The sequence below is a fragment of the Phaeobacter sp. SYSU ZJ3003 genome (assembly GCF_041300735.1).
Classification (GTDB): Bacteria; Pseudomonadota; Alphaproteobacteria; order Rhodobacterales; family Rhodobacteraceae; genus Phycobacter; species Phycobacter gallaeciensis_A.
This window is the reverse complement of record NZ_PXNU01000027.1, coordinates 32579-48013: the sequence shown is the minus strand read 5'-3', so window position 1 is coordinate 48013 and position 15435 is coordinate 32579. Positions and strand designations below refer to the sequence as shown.

Annotated in this window: 9 protein-coding genes; 7 read left to right on the top strand and 2 right to left on the bottom strand. The window is 63.6% G+C overall.

Annotation, left to right across the window (positions count from 1 at the left end; all coding sequences use genetic code 11):
- A partial coding sequence (locus tag C6W91_RS10890; protein ID WP_370570817.1) for a methyl-accepting chemotaxis protein occupies nt 1–823 on the top strand: 823 nt, incomplete at its 5' end.
- 177 nt (nt 824–1000) lie between these two features.
- Here the strand turns inward: C6W91_RS10890 and C6W91_RS10885 are convergent.
- Nucleotides 1001–3217, bottom strand: a complete 2217-nt coding sequence (locus C6W91_RS10885; protein ID WP_274836278.1) for an NADP-dependent isocitrate dehydrogenase — start codon at nt 3215–3217, stop codon at nt 1001–1003.
- Between the two features lie 398 nt (nt 3218–3615).
- Between C6W91_RS10885 and C6W91_RS10880 the strand changes: the two genes are divergently transcribed.
- Both C6W91_RS10880 and C6W91_RS10875 read left to right on the top strand, forming a co-directional pair.
- A complete protein-coding gene (locus C6W91_RS10880) occupies nt 3616–4776 on the top strand; it encodes an exonuclease SbcCD subunit D (protein WP_370570818.1) in 1161 nt (386 codons plus the stop codon).
- On the top strand, nt 4773–7400 hold the full coding sequence (locus tag C6W91_RS10875; RefSeq protein WP_370570816.1) for an AAA family ATPase: 2628 nt from the start codon (nt 4773–4775) through the stop codon (nt 7398–7400). Before C6W91_RS10880 ends, C6W91_RS10875 begins: the two co-directional genes overlap by 4 nt.
- 30 nt (nt 7401–7430) lie before the next feature.
- On the opposite strand, the gene C6W91_RS10870 is transcribed toward C6W91_RS10875, so the two are convergent.
- Nucleotides 7431–7946, bottom strand: coding sequence for an SH3 domain-containing protein (locus C6W91_RS10870; RefSeq protein WP_370570815.1), 516 nt, complete (start codon nt 7944–7946; stop codon nt 7431–7433).
- Between the two features lie 239 nt (nt 7947–8185).
- Between C6W91_RS10870 and C6W91_RS10865 the strand changes: the two genes are divergently transcribed.
- From C6W91_RS10865 to C6W91_RS10850, 4 genes are all read left to right on the top strand, one after another.
- A complete protein-coding gene (locus C6W91_RS10865; protein ID WP_065273552.1) occupies nt 8186–9172 on the top strand; it encodes a D-glycerate dehydrogenase in 987 nt (328 codons plus the stop codon).
- 80 nt (nt 9173–9252) lie between these two features.
- A complete protein-coding gene (gene ggt / locus C6W91_RS10860) occupies nt 9253–11043 on the top strand; it encodes a gamma-glutamyltransferase (RefSeq protein ID WP_274866614.1) in 1791 nt (596 codons plus the stop codon).
- Nucleotides 11044–11173: 130 nt separating this feature from the next.
- Nucleotides 11174–12577 carry an FAD-binding oxidoreductase gene (locus C6W91_RS10855; RefSeq protein WP_065271106.1) on the top strand — a complete coding sequence of 468 codons (1404 nt, stop codon included), beginning with the start codon at nt 11174–11176 and terminating at the stop codon, nt 12575–12577.
- 228 nt (nt 12578–12805) lie between these two features.
- Entirely contained in the window at nt 12806–15313 is a 2508-nt protein-coding gene (locus tag C6W91_RS10850; RefSeq protein WP_274866613.1) for an FAD-dependent oxidoreductase, read from the top strand.
- Nucleotides 15314–15435: the final 122 nt, after the last annotated feature.

Below are 15435 nucleotides of genomic sequence, written 5' to 3'. Positions count from 1 at the left end.
CGAAAGCCAGGCCGCAACGCTCGAAGAAACCGCTGCTGCGCTGGATGAACTGACAGCATCCGTCAAATCCGCTGCCGAAGGCGCACGTAGCGTCGAAAACATCATGGATGAGGCCAAGCAGGAAGCCGAGAACAGCGGCGTCGTGGTTCAGAGCGCGGTCTCGGCGATGACCGAGATCGAGCAGTCCTCGACTCATATCGCCCAGATCATCAGTGTCATCGACGATATCGCCTTCCAGACCAACCTGCTCGCGCTGAACGCCGGCGTCGAAGCTGCCCGCGCAGGCGAAGCAGGCCGTGGTTTTGCCGTGGTTGCCTCCGAAGTGCGCGCGCTGGCGCAGCGGTCCTCGGATGCGGCGATGGAGATCAAGACCCTGATCGGCGACAGCTCGAAACAGGTGGAACGTGGCGTGGATCTTGTCGGCAAGGCCGGCGAGGCGCTGCAGAATATTGTGCAACGGGTTAACCACATCTCGAAACTGGTGACCGATATCGCCGAGGGCGCGGCCGAGCAATCGACCGGTCTGGGTGAAATCAACACTGGCGTGGTGCAGCTGGATCAGGTTACCCAGCAAAACGCCGCCATGGTGGAAGAGGCCACCGCTGCGGGCCATATGCTGAACAGCGACGCCACCAAGCTGGCCGAACTGGTCGCACACTTCAAGATCACGGGCGGCAGCAATATCACCGCAATGCCGCAGCCTTCGGCGCCCATCGCACCGACGGCTCATGGCGAAGATGATTGGGATCTGGACGAAATTACTCCGACCCCCGTCGCCGCAACTGATGGAAACGCCGCCATCGACAAGTGGCAGGACTTCTAAGGGATCGCGATCCCTGTCACTGAGCGGGAGATCCGGGCCTTTATAAACTGGTTTTCCCGCTCACGTGGCGCGCAAGGCTCAGAACAATGACTAAAGAAAACGCCCGGCAGGATCTGCCGGGCGTTCTTGTATTGCTGTGCCTTTGAGCGGGGACGGACGCCCCCGCTGTCCCGGCCCTTAGCCGATGATCGCGTTCAGCGTTGCGCTGGGGCGCATCACGGCTGCTTTTTTCGCCGCATCGGGGTGGTAGTAGCCGCCGATGTCCGCCGGGTTGCCCTGGGCAGCAGCGAATTCAGCCAGGATCTGCTCTTCCTTGGAAGCCAGAGCTTCGGCGATCGGCTTGAACTCGGCTGCCAGATCCGCATCCTCGGTCTGCGCGGCCAGGGCTTCGGCCCAGTAGCGTGCGAACCAGTAGTGGCTGTCGCGGTTGTCCGGTTCACCCACTTTGCGGGAAGGCGACTTGTTGTTGTCCAGAATGCCCTGGGTCGCCACTTCGGCTGCGCTGCCCAGGACGCCGGCTTTGGCGTTGCCTTTGGCATCGGCAAGGAAGTTCAGCGACTCGCCCAATGCGCAGAATTCACCCATCGAATCCCAGCGCAGGTGGCTTTCTTCGACCAGCTGCTGCACGTGTTTCGGAGCCGAACCACCGGCGCCGGTTTCGAACAACCCGCCGCCGTTCATCAACTTCACGATCGACAGCATCTTGGCCGAGGTGCCCAGTTCCAGGATCGGAAACAGGTCGGTCAGGTAGTCGCGCAGCACGTTGCCGGTGATGGCGATGCTGTCCTTGCCCGCAGTGATGGTGTCCAGCGACTGGCGGGTCGCTTCGCGCGGCGCCATGATCATGAACTTGTCGGCCACGCCAGCAGCCTCCAGCGCCGGTTTGACGTATTTGATCAGCTCGGCGTCATGGGCGCGGTTTGCGTCCAGCCAGAAGATCGCTTCGGAGCCGGTCAGGCGCTGACGGTCCATCGCCAGTTGGATCCAGTTCTCGATCGGCGCCTTGTTGACGGTGCATGCGCGCCAGATGTCACCGGCCTCCACGTCGTGGCTGTGCAGGGTTTCGCCATTGGCCAGCACGATGCGGATGGTGCCGTCTGCCGGGGCTTCAAAGGTGGTGGGGTGGCTGCCGTATTCTTCGGCTTTCTGCGCCATCAGGCCGACGTTGGCGACAGAACCCGCCTTGGTCACGTCGAGCGCGCCGTTTTCTTTGAAGTAGTTGATCGTCTCATCATAGACGGTCGCATAGCAGTTGTCGGGGATCACGCAGTTGGTGTCGCCCTTGTTGCCTGCTTCGTCCCAGCCTTTGCCGCCAGCACGGATGACCGCGGGCATGGAGGCGTCGATGATCACATCCGACGGCACGTGCAGGTTGGTGATGCCCTTGTCGCTGTCGACCATGTACATGGAAGGACGGTCGAGCGCTGCGATCTCGGATTTGATCTCAGCCGCGTTGGGCAGCGTGTCGATGGCGGCCAGAACAGCGCCCAGACCCGAGTTCGGCGAACCACCGGCAGCAGCGATCGCCGCGCCGTGCTTGTCCCAGACCGGACCCAGCCAGGCTTTGACAGCGTGGCCAAAGATGATCGGGTCCGAGACCTTCATCATGGTCGCCTTCATGTGCAGCGAGAACATGGTGCCGTCGGCCTTGGTGTCCTCAATGGCATCGGCCAGGAAGGAGGACAGTGCCTTGGCAGACATGAAGGTCGCGTCGGTCACGGTGCCTTCGCCCAGCGACCAGCCGTCTTTCAGCACGGTGACAGAGCCGTCCTTGGCGACGAATTCGATTTTCGCGTCACCGGCCTGTGCGGCGGTGATGGTCGCGGATTTTTCGTTCGCGTAGAAATCGTTGCCCGGCATCGAGGAGACTTTGGTCTTGCTGTCTGCCGACCATGTGCCCATCGAATGCGGGTTGTTCTGGGCGTAGTTCTTCACCGCCTTGGCCGAACGACGGTCCGAGTTGCCTTCACGCAGGACCGGGTTCACGGCAGAGCCTTTGAGGGTATCGTAACGCGCGCGGATCGCCTTTTCGGCGTCACTCTGCGGGTCTTCGGGGTAGTTCGGGATGTCATAGCCCTGCGCCTGCAGTTCGGCGATGGCAGCGGTCAGCTGCGGCACCGAAGCAGAGATGTTCGGCAGCTTGATGACATTGGCGTCGGGGGTTTTGACCAGCTCACCGAGGGCCGCCAGATCGTCGCTCTGGCGCTGCTCTTCGCTCAGACCTTCGGGGAAGGTCGCGATGATGCGGCCGGCCAGCGAGATATCCTTGGTTCCGACAGAGACACCGGCAGCCGAGGCGAACTTGCGGATGATCGGCAGGAAGGACGCCGAGGCCAGCTCGGGCGCTTCGTCTACGATGGTATACAAAATGTCGGGGTTTGAATTTTCTGTCATATTCCACAACCTTTCAGCGATATCGGAAGCTTTGTTGACTTTGGGCGGCGGCGCTTCACCTCCCGGGTTTTGGTGATGTCCCGGGCGCGTTGCCGTACATATCGCCCCCCGTGTAAAACACGCGGCGCCGGGGCGCAATTGCCTGCTTGGATTTTCAAGGGCGCAGTTTGACGCGGGGTCGCGAATTCCCGCGGATATTGGGCTGAAACGCCCGAATGCGAGGCATTTTTCCGGTTTTCGGACGCCGGCCTGCACCAATCGTAGTGCGGAGGTTGTCGTTGGCCTGCCTCAGAATCGTGGACCCGGCCCGCAGGCTGCAGAGCTGCAAAGCCGCGTTGACCCTGTCGGTCGGCTCTGCCACCTATGACAGTGAACACTGCCCCGGTCCGGAGACCTCAATGCCGTCCATTCGTTTCCTGCACACCTCTGATTTGCACTTAGGCAAACGGTTCGGGCGGTTCGCAGAGGAAACGCGGATGGCATTGCTGCAGGCGCGGCAGGAGATCCTGTCCCGGCTGGCAAAGCTGGCGCAGGCACATGACGCCACGCATGTGCTGATTGCCGGAGACATGTTCGACACCGAAACACCATCGGACCGGGTGCAGCGGCAGGCCCTTGCGGCCATGGGCGCGGCGCCGGAGCTGCAATGGTGGATCATCCCGGGCAACCACGACAGCGGCGCGGCAGAACCGCTATGGGCGTCGCTGCGCAGTCATTTGCCGGAAAATGTACATCTGCTGATGACGGCTGAGCCGGTGCAGATGGCGCCCGGGGTCATGTTGCTGCCCGCGCCCTGTAGCCATCGGTTTCCGGGGCAGGACCTAACCGCCTGGATGGACGAATGCGAAACCGGGGATAACGCGCTGCGGATCGGACTGGCCCATGGTGGTGTGCTGGAATTTGGCAGCAGTGCGGCGGGCGGCGGCGACAGCGCCGAGACGATCTCACCGCAACGGGCCCAGGCGGCGCGGCTGGATTATCTGGCGCTTGGCGACTGGCATGGCCGGTTCGAGGTCAATCCGCGCACGCAGTACAGCGGCAGCCCCGAACCGGACCGGTTCAAACACGCCGGGCGTGGCCAGTGCCTGCTGGTCGAGCTTGCAGGTCCCGGGCAGGCGCCGCTGGTGCAGCCCATTGAAACCGGCCAGTACCATTGGCAGGAGGTGGCGCTGGACCTGACGCCTGAAACGGATCCCGAGGCGGCGGTCACGAGCTTGCTGCCGCCGGAGCGGGCGGATTGGCGGTATCATCTCATGCTGATCCGCGCGTCGGGCTGGGTCACGCCGCCGCAGCGGCTGGCGCTGGAACAGGCGGTGGCGCGCTATGCGCCGGAATTCTGCCATCTGGAGCTGGATCTGTCCGCAGTGGGCACCGAACATCAGGCCGGGGATCTGGATCTTATCGCCCGGGGCGGCGCCCTGCGGGTTGCGGCCCAGGAACTGATGCAGGCGGCCGAGGATCCGGCCCTTGCCGAGCAGGATCGCAGGGTCGCCAGTGCGGCCCTCAACCGCCTTTTTGCATATACGCAGGGTGATGGCGACGGGGGAGAGCGCGCATGAAACTCTGCTCCATCCGGCTTGAGAACCTGCGCCGTTTCACCGATCCGGTGGAAATCACCGGCATCGGGCCCGGGCTGAACGTCCTGGCAGCGCCTAACGAACAGGGCAAATCCACTATCTTTGATGCGCTGCACGCGCTCTTCTTCAAGGACGCCAAGGCCCGGGACAAGGAGATCCGCGCGCTGGTGCCGCACGCGGGCGGCGATCCCCGGGTCGAGGTTGAGGTGGACCATAAAGGCTCCCGCTATCGCATCGCCAAGCAGTTCTTCAAGACCTCCGGCAAAGGCGAGGTGCGGATCTGGCGCGAAGGGACGCTGCTACATCAGGCCGACGCGGCAGAGGCCTGGCTGAAGGCGCTGATCAAACCGCCCAAGGAGGATGGCCCGTCGGGACTGTTGTGGGTGCGGCAGGGGCTGACCTCGTTCGAGGATGCCAAGGAAACGTTGTCTGCGCGGCGGGATCTTTTGTCCTCGGTCGCGGGTGAAGTGGAGATGGTGACCGGCGGCCAGCGCATGGATGCGATCCGGCGGCAGGTGCGCGAGGCGCTGGATCAACTGATGACCACGCGCGGCGCCCGCAAAGGCGGTGCGTTGGATCTGGCCGAACGCGCCGTTGCCGATCTGGTGCAGCGCCGGGATCAGCTGAGCGCGCAGGTGCAGGAGCTGCGACAGCTCCTGGATCAGCGGCGGGCTCTTCAGGTCGAGCAGGCGGCGCTGAATGACCCGGAGGAACGCGCAGAACTACAGGCGCGGCTTGAGGCGGCAGAGGCTGCGATGGAGGCCGCCAACCGGCATCAGGAGCAACTGGCGCAGGCCTCCCACGCGGTGCAGCTGGCGGAAACCGTGCTGGAAAACCATCAGCGCAAGATCGCGGAGCTGACCGCGCGGCTGGAGGAGGCGAGCGCGGCGAAGGCAGCCGTGGCCGAGACATCAGAGGCCGCAGCGCGGGCGCACGTCACGTTCGATGCGCAAGAAGAGAAAAAGCGGCATCTGACCGAGGCGGCCACACAGGCCCGCGCGGGCGCGAAAAAGGCGCGGGCCGCTCTGGACGCGGTGCAGCTGGCGATTTCAGTGGCGCAGGCAGAGGGGCTGCGTCGCGATCTGAGCGACCGCCTGAAACAGGCGCGGGCGCAGGCAGAACAGATCGACAGGCTGGCCAAGGCTGCCGCATGCGGACCTGATGAAGCGGTGTTGCGCCGGATCGAGGCTGCGCGCGAGGCGTATAATCTGGCCCGGCGGGCGCAGGAGGCAACCGCGACTGCGGTGACCGTGCACTACCAGGCGGGTCAGGAGGGCGGCATCCACTTGGAAGGCGCCGGAGTTCCGGACGGGAAGCGGTTGCCGCTTCCGGGCGGCGGGCGGCTGGTTGTGCCGGGGGTAGCAGAGATTGACATTCACCCCGGTCAGGCTGGTGGTGCCGCGGCGCTGGAGCAGGCACAGGCCGCGCTGACGCAGCTCTTGGAACAGGCCGGTTGCACCAGCGTCGAGGAGGCCCGCACGCGGCACAAGGCACGGCAGGAGGCGCAACAGCAGCGGCAGGAGGCGCAGACCCTGTTGAAGGTACTCGCCCCGGATGGAATCAAGGTACTGATCAGCCAGTTGGAGGCGCTGCCACAGGCACCGGAGGCAGGCGCGCAGGACGAAAGCACGACTCCCTTGCCGGACCGGGCAGAGGCCGAAGCTGCCTTCCGCGCCGCCGAGCAGGAGGCCGAGGCGGCGGAAAACGCGCTGGAGGCTATTCGCAGCGCGGCGGCAGACTCCCGTCTGGCGATGGAGAACGCCTCGGCACGCGCAGATGCAGCGGTGCAGCGGCTGGACCGCGCTCTTGCTGTCATCGAGGGGCAGGAACAGGCGGCAGAGGCGCTGCAGCGCCTGTCGGAAGACCTGCCCGCCCTGCGGCAGAACCTGTCACAGGCCAAGGCCACCGAAACCGCCCTGCGCCAGGCCGCACCGGACCCGGCGCAGACCCGTGCCATTCTGCAGCGGGCACAATCGGCGCAGGAGGCCGCACGCCAGCGGGCGCAGGAGGTGGCGCGGGATCTGGCGGTGCTGGAAACTCGGATCGCCACCCATGCCAGCGCTGCAGTCGAAGAAGAACTGGCTGACACCGAGGGGCAATTGGATCGGGCACAGAAGCGTCTTGCGGCGGTTGAATTCGAAGTTGCGGTGCTGCGCCGTCTTGATGTGGCACTGGAACGTGCAAGATCCGAGGCGCAGGAGCACTATGTCGGGCCGGTGATGGCGGAATTGCGCCCCCTGTTGCGGATGCTCTGGCCTGAGGCGGAGCTGTCTGTTGATGCGGGCAAGGTGCTGCCCGAAGAATTGCAGCGCGGCGGTGAGACGGCTGCCTTTGACAGCCTGTCCGGCGGCACGCAGGAGCAGATCGCGCTGCTGGTGCGCCTGGCTTTTGCCCGGTTGCTGGCCCGTTCAGGCCATCCTGCGCCGGTCATTCTGGACGATGCGATCGTCTATACCGATGATGCGCGGATCGAGAAGATCTTTGATGCGCTGACCTTGCAGGCGGATGAACTGCAGATCCTGGTGTTTTCCTGCCGTCAGAAAGCCTTTCGCGGGCTCGGGGGGGCGCAACTGACGATCCGGCCCGTGGAACCGGGCAGCCAATAGCAACCAGGACCCGCCCAAGGTTCGCTGGGGTTATTCGCGAATTTCCTCGGGGTAAACGCCCCAGATCGTGGTCTTTGGCGTCCAGCCGCTGTAGCCGCCAGCTGAGATTTCGCACCAGTCGATGGTGCATTCTCCCAGGCGCGCAACCACGCCCAGTTCAAAGGCGGCGGTCACAGGCGCTGCCTTGTCCGGTCTGGAATGCACGGTCAGCAGATCTTGCTGCACCAGCGCCATGCGTACACCTGAAATCAGTGTGTAGTGCACCCAGCCGCCGGCGTTGTCATGGTCCCGCACGCGGCGCCAGTGGCCATATTCGGCGGTCACCTCCAGGGGCATGCCGCGCCGTTTGAACACCCAGTCGATCCGGTGGGTCAGCGAGGGGCCGCGCCGGATGTTGGCCTCGGAGGCTTTCATCGAAACGAAGCGGGGCAGGGGTAGATTCGTGACCGGGCCACGCGCGTCCTTGGCCATTCCCCCATGCGCAGCTGCCACAGTCGCGCAAATGGCCACCGCAAGAAGGCGCAATTTCAAAGCCGTCATATTCACCGCCTGCTCGTTCTGTGCCGGTTCCGGCGCCGGTCCGGGGGCTGGCCTGCCGTGTCAGCCCGGTTTCTTGTCCGGTCGCGTCCGCGTGTCCATAGGTCATAGGATCAGATGATCTGGAGGGAAAGACCCGAATGTCGCGTCACTTGGACCGAGGAGGCGGAAGGGTTCTTGTGCCTGCCTGCATCCTGCGCCACGATGCCATGGAGGTGCAGGAACTGAAAAGCCATGGGAGAGCGCAAGTGGTAAGAGAACGTCTGACTGTTGTCGTTACGCGACGGTTGCCGGAACCGGTCGAAACACGGCTGAGCGAGCTGTTCAACGTGCGGCTGCGCAGCGATGACACACCGATGACGCGCAGCGAAATGGCCGAGGCGATGCAAGAGGCCGATGTGCTGGTTCCGACGGTGACCGACACCATCGACGCGGCGCTTCTGGCGCAGGCCGGGCCGCGGCTGAAACTGATTGCGAATTATGGCGCCGGTGTCGATCACATTGACGTGGCCACGGCGCGGCAGCGCGGGATTCTAGTCTCCAATACGCCGGGCGTGCTGACCGATGATACGGCGGATATGACCATGGCGCTGATCATGGCGGTGGTACGCCGGATTCCCGAAGGTCTCGCCCTGATGCAAAAGGGCGAATGGGACGGCTGGGCGCCGACCGCGATGCTGGGTGGGCGGCTGGCGGGCCGTCGCCTGGGGATTCTGGGCATGGGCCGGATCGGTCAGGCCGTTGCCCGCCGGGCCAAGGCATTCGGCATGCAGATCCATTATCACAACCGCCGCCGCCTGCGCCCCGAGATCGAGGAAGAGCTGGAAGCCACCTACTGGGAGAGCCTCGATCAGATGGTCGCGCGCATGGATGTGATCTCGGTCAATTGCCCGTCCACGCCCTCGACCTTTCACCTGATGAACGCGCGGCGGCTGAAGCTGATGAAGCCGGATGCGGTGATCGTCAATACATCGCGCGGCGAGGTGATCGACGAACACGCGCTGACCCGGATGCTGCGCGCCGGGGAAATCGCCGGGGCGGGGCTGGATGTCTATGAACATGGCACCGACATAAACCCGCGCCTGCGCGAGCTGCCCAATGTGGTGTTGCTGCCGCATATGGGGTCGGCCACCATCGAAGGGCGGATCGAGATGGGCGAGAAGGTGCTCTTGAATATCAAGACATTCGAGGATGGCCATCGCCCGCCGGATCAGGTGGTTCCGGCGATGCTGTAACACAGGATTGATCTTTGCGACGCGGGCTATTGGCCCGCGTTTGCATTTTGAGGCAAGGCATTGTTTTGGAGGAGGCGATTATGAAGAAGATCTTTTTGATGTGCCTGTGCATGTCCGCAGGCACGGTGAGCGCGCAGCAGGCTGCAGATGCGGTGGCGCCGGAACCGGCTGCAAAAGGCGGGGCCGAGGCGCTGTCGCCCCAGGTGGCTTCTGCGCTCAAGTTCAAAGACGCCGGTCTGCCGGTCGAGGCGGACAACTGGATGGTGGCCGCAGCCAATCCTCACGCGGTGGAGGCCGGGGCGGCCGTGCTGCGCGCCGGGGGCACTGCGGCGGATGCCATGGTTGCGGTACAGGTGGTTCTGGGGCTTGTCGAACCGCAATCCTCAGGGCTGGGCGGTGGTGCCTTTCTGGTCTGGTACGATGCGGAAACCGGTGAGATCACGACGCTGGATGGGCGTGAGACCGCGCCGCTGGCAGCCACGCCGCGGCTGTTTCAGGATGACAGCGGCGCGCCGCTGAAATTCTTCGACGCTGTTGTCGGCGGCCGCTCTGTGGGCACTCCCGGCACGCCCGCGCTGCTGGAAGCAGCCCATCGCCGCTGGGGCAAGGCCAACTGGCCGTCGCTTTTCGAAGCGGGGATTTCGCTGGCCGAGGATGGGTTCGCGGTGTCGCAGCGTCTGGCGGGGCTGATCGAACGGGACGCCGAGCGCCTGTCGCGGTTTTCCGCAACCGCCGAGTATTTCCTGCCCCGGGGCATGCCGCTGAAGGCGGGAGACAGGCTGGTCAACCCGGCCTATGCCGAGGTGCTGCGGACCCTCGCAACAGATGGCGCGGATGGGTTCTACACCGGGCCGGTTGCAGCGGATATCGTGCGCACGGTGACCGGAGCCGTTGGCAATCCCGGCGTTCTCTCCGCTGTCGATCTGGCGCTTTATCAGGTCAAGGAACGCCCGGCGGTCTGCGCCGAATACCGCGCGTTTGAGGTCTGCGGCATGGGGCCACCGTCTTCTGGGGCGCTGACCGTGGGGCAGATCCTTGGCATGCTGGGGCAATACGATCTGGCGGCGCTGGGTGCCGAAAGCCCCGAGGCCTGGCGGTTGATCGGCGATGCCTCGCGTCTCGCCTTTGCCGACCGGGGACGCTACATGGCGGATAGTGATTTCGTGCCGATGCCCACCAAAGGTCTGGTCGATGCCGATTATCTGGCAGAGCGGGCGAAACTGCTGGCGGGAGACGATGCCTTGCCCGAGGTGGCGCCCGGCGCGCCCGCATTCGATCACGCGGGCCTGCCGCCGCAGTTGGCCGATGATGCCTCGATCGAGTTTCCCTCGACCTCGCATATCTCGATCGTGGATGGCTATGGCAATGTGCTGTCGATGACCACCACCATCGAAAACGGCTTTGGCTCGCGGCTGATGACCAACGGCTTCCTGCTCAACAATGAGCTGACCGATTTTTCCTTCCGCACCCACCGGGATGGTGTGCCGATTGCCAACCGGCTGGAGCCGGGCAAACGGCCGCGCTCCTCAATGGCGCCGACCATCGTGACCAAGGATGGCGCACCGGTGCTGGCCATCGGATCGCCGGGCGGCAGCCGGATCATTGGCTATGTCGCTTCCTCGATCATTGCCTGGGCTGATTGGGGCATGGATGTTCAAAAATCCGTGTCCCTGCCGCATGCCGTGAACCGGTTCGGCACCTATGATCTGGAAGAGGGCTCGGCAGCGGTTGGATTGGAAGCACCGCTCACGGACATGGGATATAAGGTCAATATCCGGGGGCTGAATTCAGGCCTGCACGCGATTGAGATCGGTGAACGCCTGAAAGGCGCTGCCGATCCCCGCCGCGAAGGCATTGCCCTGGGGGAGTAAATAATGCGGACCGGGGCGCGATTGGTCCATCACCGCGCCCCTTCAGCCCCACTTGCGTCTGCAGGTGTTGAGACTATATTGCCGCTCGTGTTGACGTGACAACACGAGCATGGAGGAGAAAGGACGACCCATGGTGCAAGCCACTTCACTGCCGCGGAACGAGCCGGGGATCAAAGCCGCCATAGGCGTTCTGAAACAGACATTCGGTGACCGGCTTCAGACCGGGCAGGCCATCCGTGAACAGCATGGCCACACCACCACCTGGATCGAAACCCAGGCGCCGGATGCGGTTGTCTTTCCCACCTCGACCGAAGAGGTCGCCGCCATCGTAAAGACCTGCGCCGAATATGGCGTGCCGGTCATTCCCTTTGGCACCGGCACCTCGCTGGAGGGCCATGTGAACGCTCCTGCAGGTGGCATTTCCGTGGATATGGCGCGTATGGACAAGATTTTGGCCGTGCATGCCGAGGATCTGGATGTGGTGGTGCAGCCGGGGGTGACGCGCGAGCAGCTCAACACCTTTCTGCGCGATCAGGGTCTGTTCTTTCCCATCGACCCCGGCGCCAATGCCTCGCTTGGCGGGATGGCTGCGACGCGGGCCTCGGGAACCAACGCGGTGCGCTATGGCACGATGAAAGACAACGTGCTCGCGCTTGAGGTCGTCATGGCTGACGGCGAGGTGATCCGTACCGCCCAGCGGGCCAAGAAATCCTCTGCCGGATACGATATGACCCGGCTGATGGTTGGCTCCGAAGGCACCCTTGGCCTGATCACCGAAATCACCCTGCGCCTGCAGGGCATCCCAGAGGCGATCCGCTCTGCCCGCTGCGCCTTCCGCTCGGTGGATGATGCCTGTCGCGCGGTGATGATGACCATCCAATACGGCATTCCCGTCGCCCGGATCGAAATGCTGGACGCGATGAGCGTCAAGGCCGCAAATACCTATTCCAAGCTGGACCTGCCCGAAGTGCCGCTGCTGCTGCTGGAATTCCACGGCTCCGAAGCGGGCGTAGTGGAGCAGGCCGAGATGTTCAGTTCCATCGCCGAAGAGTTCGGTGGTTTCGATTTCGAGGCGACCTCCACCGCGGAAGAGCGCAACAAGCTCTGGCAGGCGCGCCACGATATGTACTGGGCCTGCCTCGGCCTGCGCCCCGGTGCCAAGGGGATTTCAACCGATGTCTGCGTGCCGATCTCGCGGCTGGCCGAATGCGTCTCTACCGCCCGCGAAAAGGCAGAGGAAATGGGACTGATGGCGCCCATGGTCGGCCATGTAGGCGACGGCAACTTTCACGCGCTGCTGCTGATCGACATGGACAGCGCTGAGGAACGGGCCAAGGCGGATGAATACGTCGGCTGGCTCAACGATCTGGCGATTTCCATGGATGGCACCTGCACAGGTGAACATGGCATCGGGCAGGGTAAACGCCCCTATCTGACCAAGGAACTTGGCGCCGCGACCCGCTATATGGCGGCGGTCAAGGCAGCACTGGATCCGGACAATATCCTGAACCCGGGCAAGATCATTTCCGATTGATCAAAGGGATTAAAATCACGACCCTTGAAGGGCGGTGCGGGCGTGAACCTGCGCCGCCCTTTTGTGTTCGGCGCGGGGCAGGGATTCTGTCGCGTAGCGAAGATTCCGCACGGCAGGGCGCGAAAGGTCGGTTTTGTCGACTTTTGCGTCGGATGGATTTCGCGGTGATTTCCGGAATTCCGGCATACCATTGCCAAACCCTAGTCATTTCTTCCGGAGAAGCGGAATATGAAAACCCAAGTCAAAGCACTGGTTGTCGGCGGTGGCGCCGTCGGGACCTCGATCGCCTATCATCTGGCCAAGGCGGGCTGGGACGATGTGATGCTGATCGAACGGGACGAGCTGACCTCGGGCTCTACCTGGCACGCGGCCGGCCTGTTGCCGCTGTTCAACATGTCCTATGCGACCACCCACATCCACAAGTACTCGGTCGATTTTTACAAGACGCTGGAAGAAGAAACCGGGCTCAACGCCGGGTTTGCTGTGGTGGGCAACCTGCGTATGGCGCAGACGCAGGAGCGTATGGATGAATACATGCTCTATGCCTCGACCGCCGAGACCTGCGACGTCGATTACGAATGGCTGACCCCGGAGCAGATCAAGAAACGCTGGCCGCTGATCGAGACCGGCGACCTGAAGGGCGCGATCTACCACACTGAGGACGGTTACATTAACCCTGCCGATGTGACCCAGGCGATGGCCAAGGGCGCCCGGCAGCGCGGTGTCGAGATCGTGCGCAAACTGCAGGCCGATGCCTTCCACTGGAATGGCACCCACTGGGAAGTCACCTGCACCAAGATGGTCGAAAAGGGCGGCAACCTCGTCGAGAGCGACGAGCAGGTGGTGATCACCGCCGAGCACGTGGTGACCGCCTCCGGCAACCACGCGCAGCGCACCGCCAAGATGCTGGGCATCAAGATGCCCGCGATCCCGGTCGAGCACACCTTCATCGTCATGGACAAGGACCCCGAGCTGGTCAAATGGCGTGAAGCGGGCAACCCGGAGCACCCCGTCGTGCGTGATGCCGACAATGAATCCTACGCGCGTGAAGAGCGTGGCGGCTGGATCCTCGGCATCTATGAACATGGCGCGCCCGCGCGGTTCGAGCATGGCGTGCCGGATAGCTTCCGCGCTGATCTGTTCCCGTTGGATCTGGACCGGATCGCCGATCAATACATGGCGATGGCAGAGCGCGTGCCCTCCTGCGCCGAAAGCGGCCTCAAGGACGATTTCAACGGCCCGATCTGCTATACGCCCGACGGCAACCCGCTGGTCGGTCCGGCGCCCGGTCTGCGCAACATGTGGCTGGCCGAAGGCTTCTCCTTCGGCATCACTGCTGCGGGCGGCACCGGCTATTACCTGGCGCAGATGATGGTCGATGGCGAGGCCGAGATCGACATGGCGTCGCTCGACCCCAAGCGGTACTCCTCCAACTGGATGACGACCGAGTTCGCCGCGCGCAAGAACGAGGAAGCCTACGAGCACGTCTACATCCTGCACCACCCGGACGAAGAGCGCCCGGCCTGCCGCCCCCTGCGGACTTCGCCGGCCTATGACCGCCAGGCGGCCCGCGGTGCGCAATTCGGCTGGGTCAACGGCTGGGAACGCCCGAACTATTTCGGCCCGCTGGACGCGCCGGAGAACTTTGATCACGATGCACGTTCGTTCCGCCGTGGTGGCTGGTGGCAATACGCGGTCGAAGAGGCCAAGGCGATCCGCGAAGGCGTTGGCCTGATCGACGCGACCGCTTTCACCAAACACGTGGTCAAGGGCCCCGGTGCCACCCAGTTCCTCGACTGGTTCACCTGCAACAAGCTGCCCAAGGTGGGCCGGATCAACCTGACCTATGCGCTGACCTCGGCCGGGACCACCCGCACCGAATACACCATCGTGCGCAACGGCGAGAACAACTATTACCTCGTCTCTGCTGGCGCCTGGACCGAATATGACGCGGATTACCTGCGCAAAGCGGCCGAGGACAAGATGGAGGAGTTCGGCTATATCGAGATCCAGGACGTGACCACTCAGTGGGGCGTCTTCGCCATCGCCGGGCCGAAGTCCCGCGATGTGCTGAAAGAGGTGATCAAGGACGCTGATCCGGAGACCGCGCTCAGCAACAAGCGCTTCCCCTGGCTGTCGGCCAAGCAGATAGAGTTGGGCATGTGCCCGGTGAACGCGATCCGCGTGGCTTATACGGGCGAGCTGGGCTGGGAGCTGCACCACCCGATCGAGATGCAGAACTACCTGTTCGACCTCTTGGAGAAGGCAGGCGAGAAGCACGGTATGAAGCTGGTCGGCGCCCGCGCGCAGAACTGGCTGCGTCAGGAGAAGAGCTACCGCGCCTTTGGGCACGAGCTGGGCCGCGACGCGACCCCGCTTGAGGCAGACCTGCCGCGCTTTGTCGATCTGGAGAAGGACTTCTACGGCAAGGACGAAATGGTCGCCAAGGGCATCCGCTCCAAATGCTGCACCATTCTGATCGACGGTCCGTCCGACACCGATCCCTGGGGCCGCGAGGCGCTCTATGCCGAGGATGGCACCCGCGTCGGACGTCTGACCACCGGCGGCTATTCGGTGGCCTTCGAGAAGAGCATTGGCATGGGCTATGTGAAGCCCGAGTTCGCGGTGGAAGGCACCAAGCTGAAGGTCAAGATGCTGGACCAACTGTGGGATGCGGTTGTCACCTGCGACAGCCCCTATGATCCTAAGAACGAAAAGATCCGTGTGAACGGATAAAACAGCAAAGCCCCGGCCACCGTGCCGGGGCTTTTTTGTTGGAATGACGGACCGGTCGCGCTTTGCTGCCGGTTGTCCTGCTTCTTTTTCCGACTACCCTTTGCGAGGCCCCGTGCATGGCT

Excerpts from the sequence above, each read along its gene's own strand:
- C6W91_RS10885 (WP_274836278.1), bottom strand. The coding sequence starts at position 3,217 with ATGACAGAAAATTCAAACCCCGACATTTTGTATACCATCGTAGACGAA.
- C6W91_RS10875 (WP_370570816.1), top strand. The coding sequence starts at position 4,773 with ATGAAACTCTGCTCCATCCGGCTTGAGAACCTGCGCCGTTTCACCGAT.
- C6W91_RS10880 (WP_370570818.1), top strand. The coding sequence starts at position 3,616 with ATGCCGTCCATTCGTTTCCTGCACACCTCTGATTTGCACTTAGGCAAA.
- C6W91_RS10850 (WP_274866613.1), top strand. The coding sequence starts at position 12,806 with ATGAAAACCCAAGTCAAAGCACTGGTTGTCGGCGGTGGCGCCGTCGGG.
- ggt (WP_274866614.1), top strand. The coding sequence starts at position 9,253 with ATGAAGAAGATCTTTTTGATGTGCCTGTGCATGTCCGCAGGCACGGTG.
- C6W91_RS10855 (WP_065271106.1), top strand. The coding sequence starts at position 11,174 with ATGGTGCAAGCCACTTCACTGCCGCGGAACGAGCCGGGGATCAAAGCC.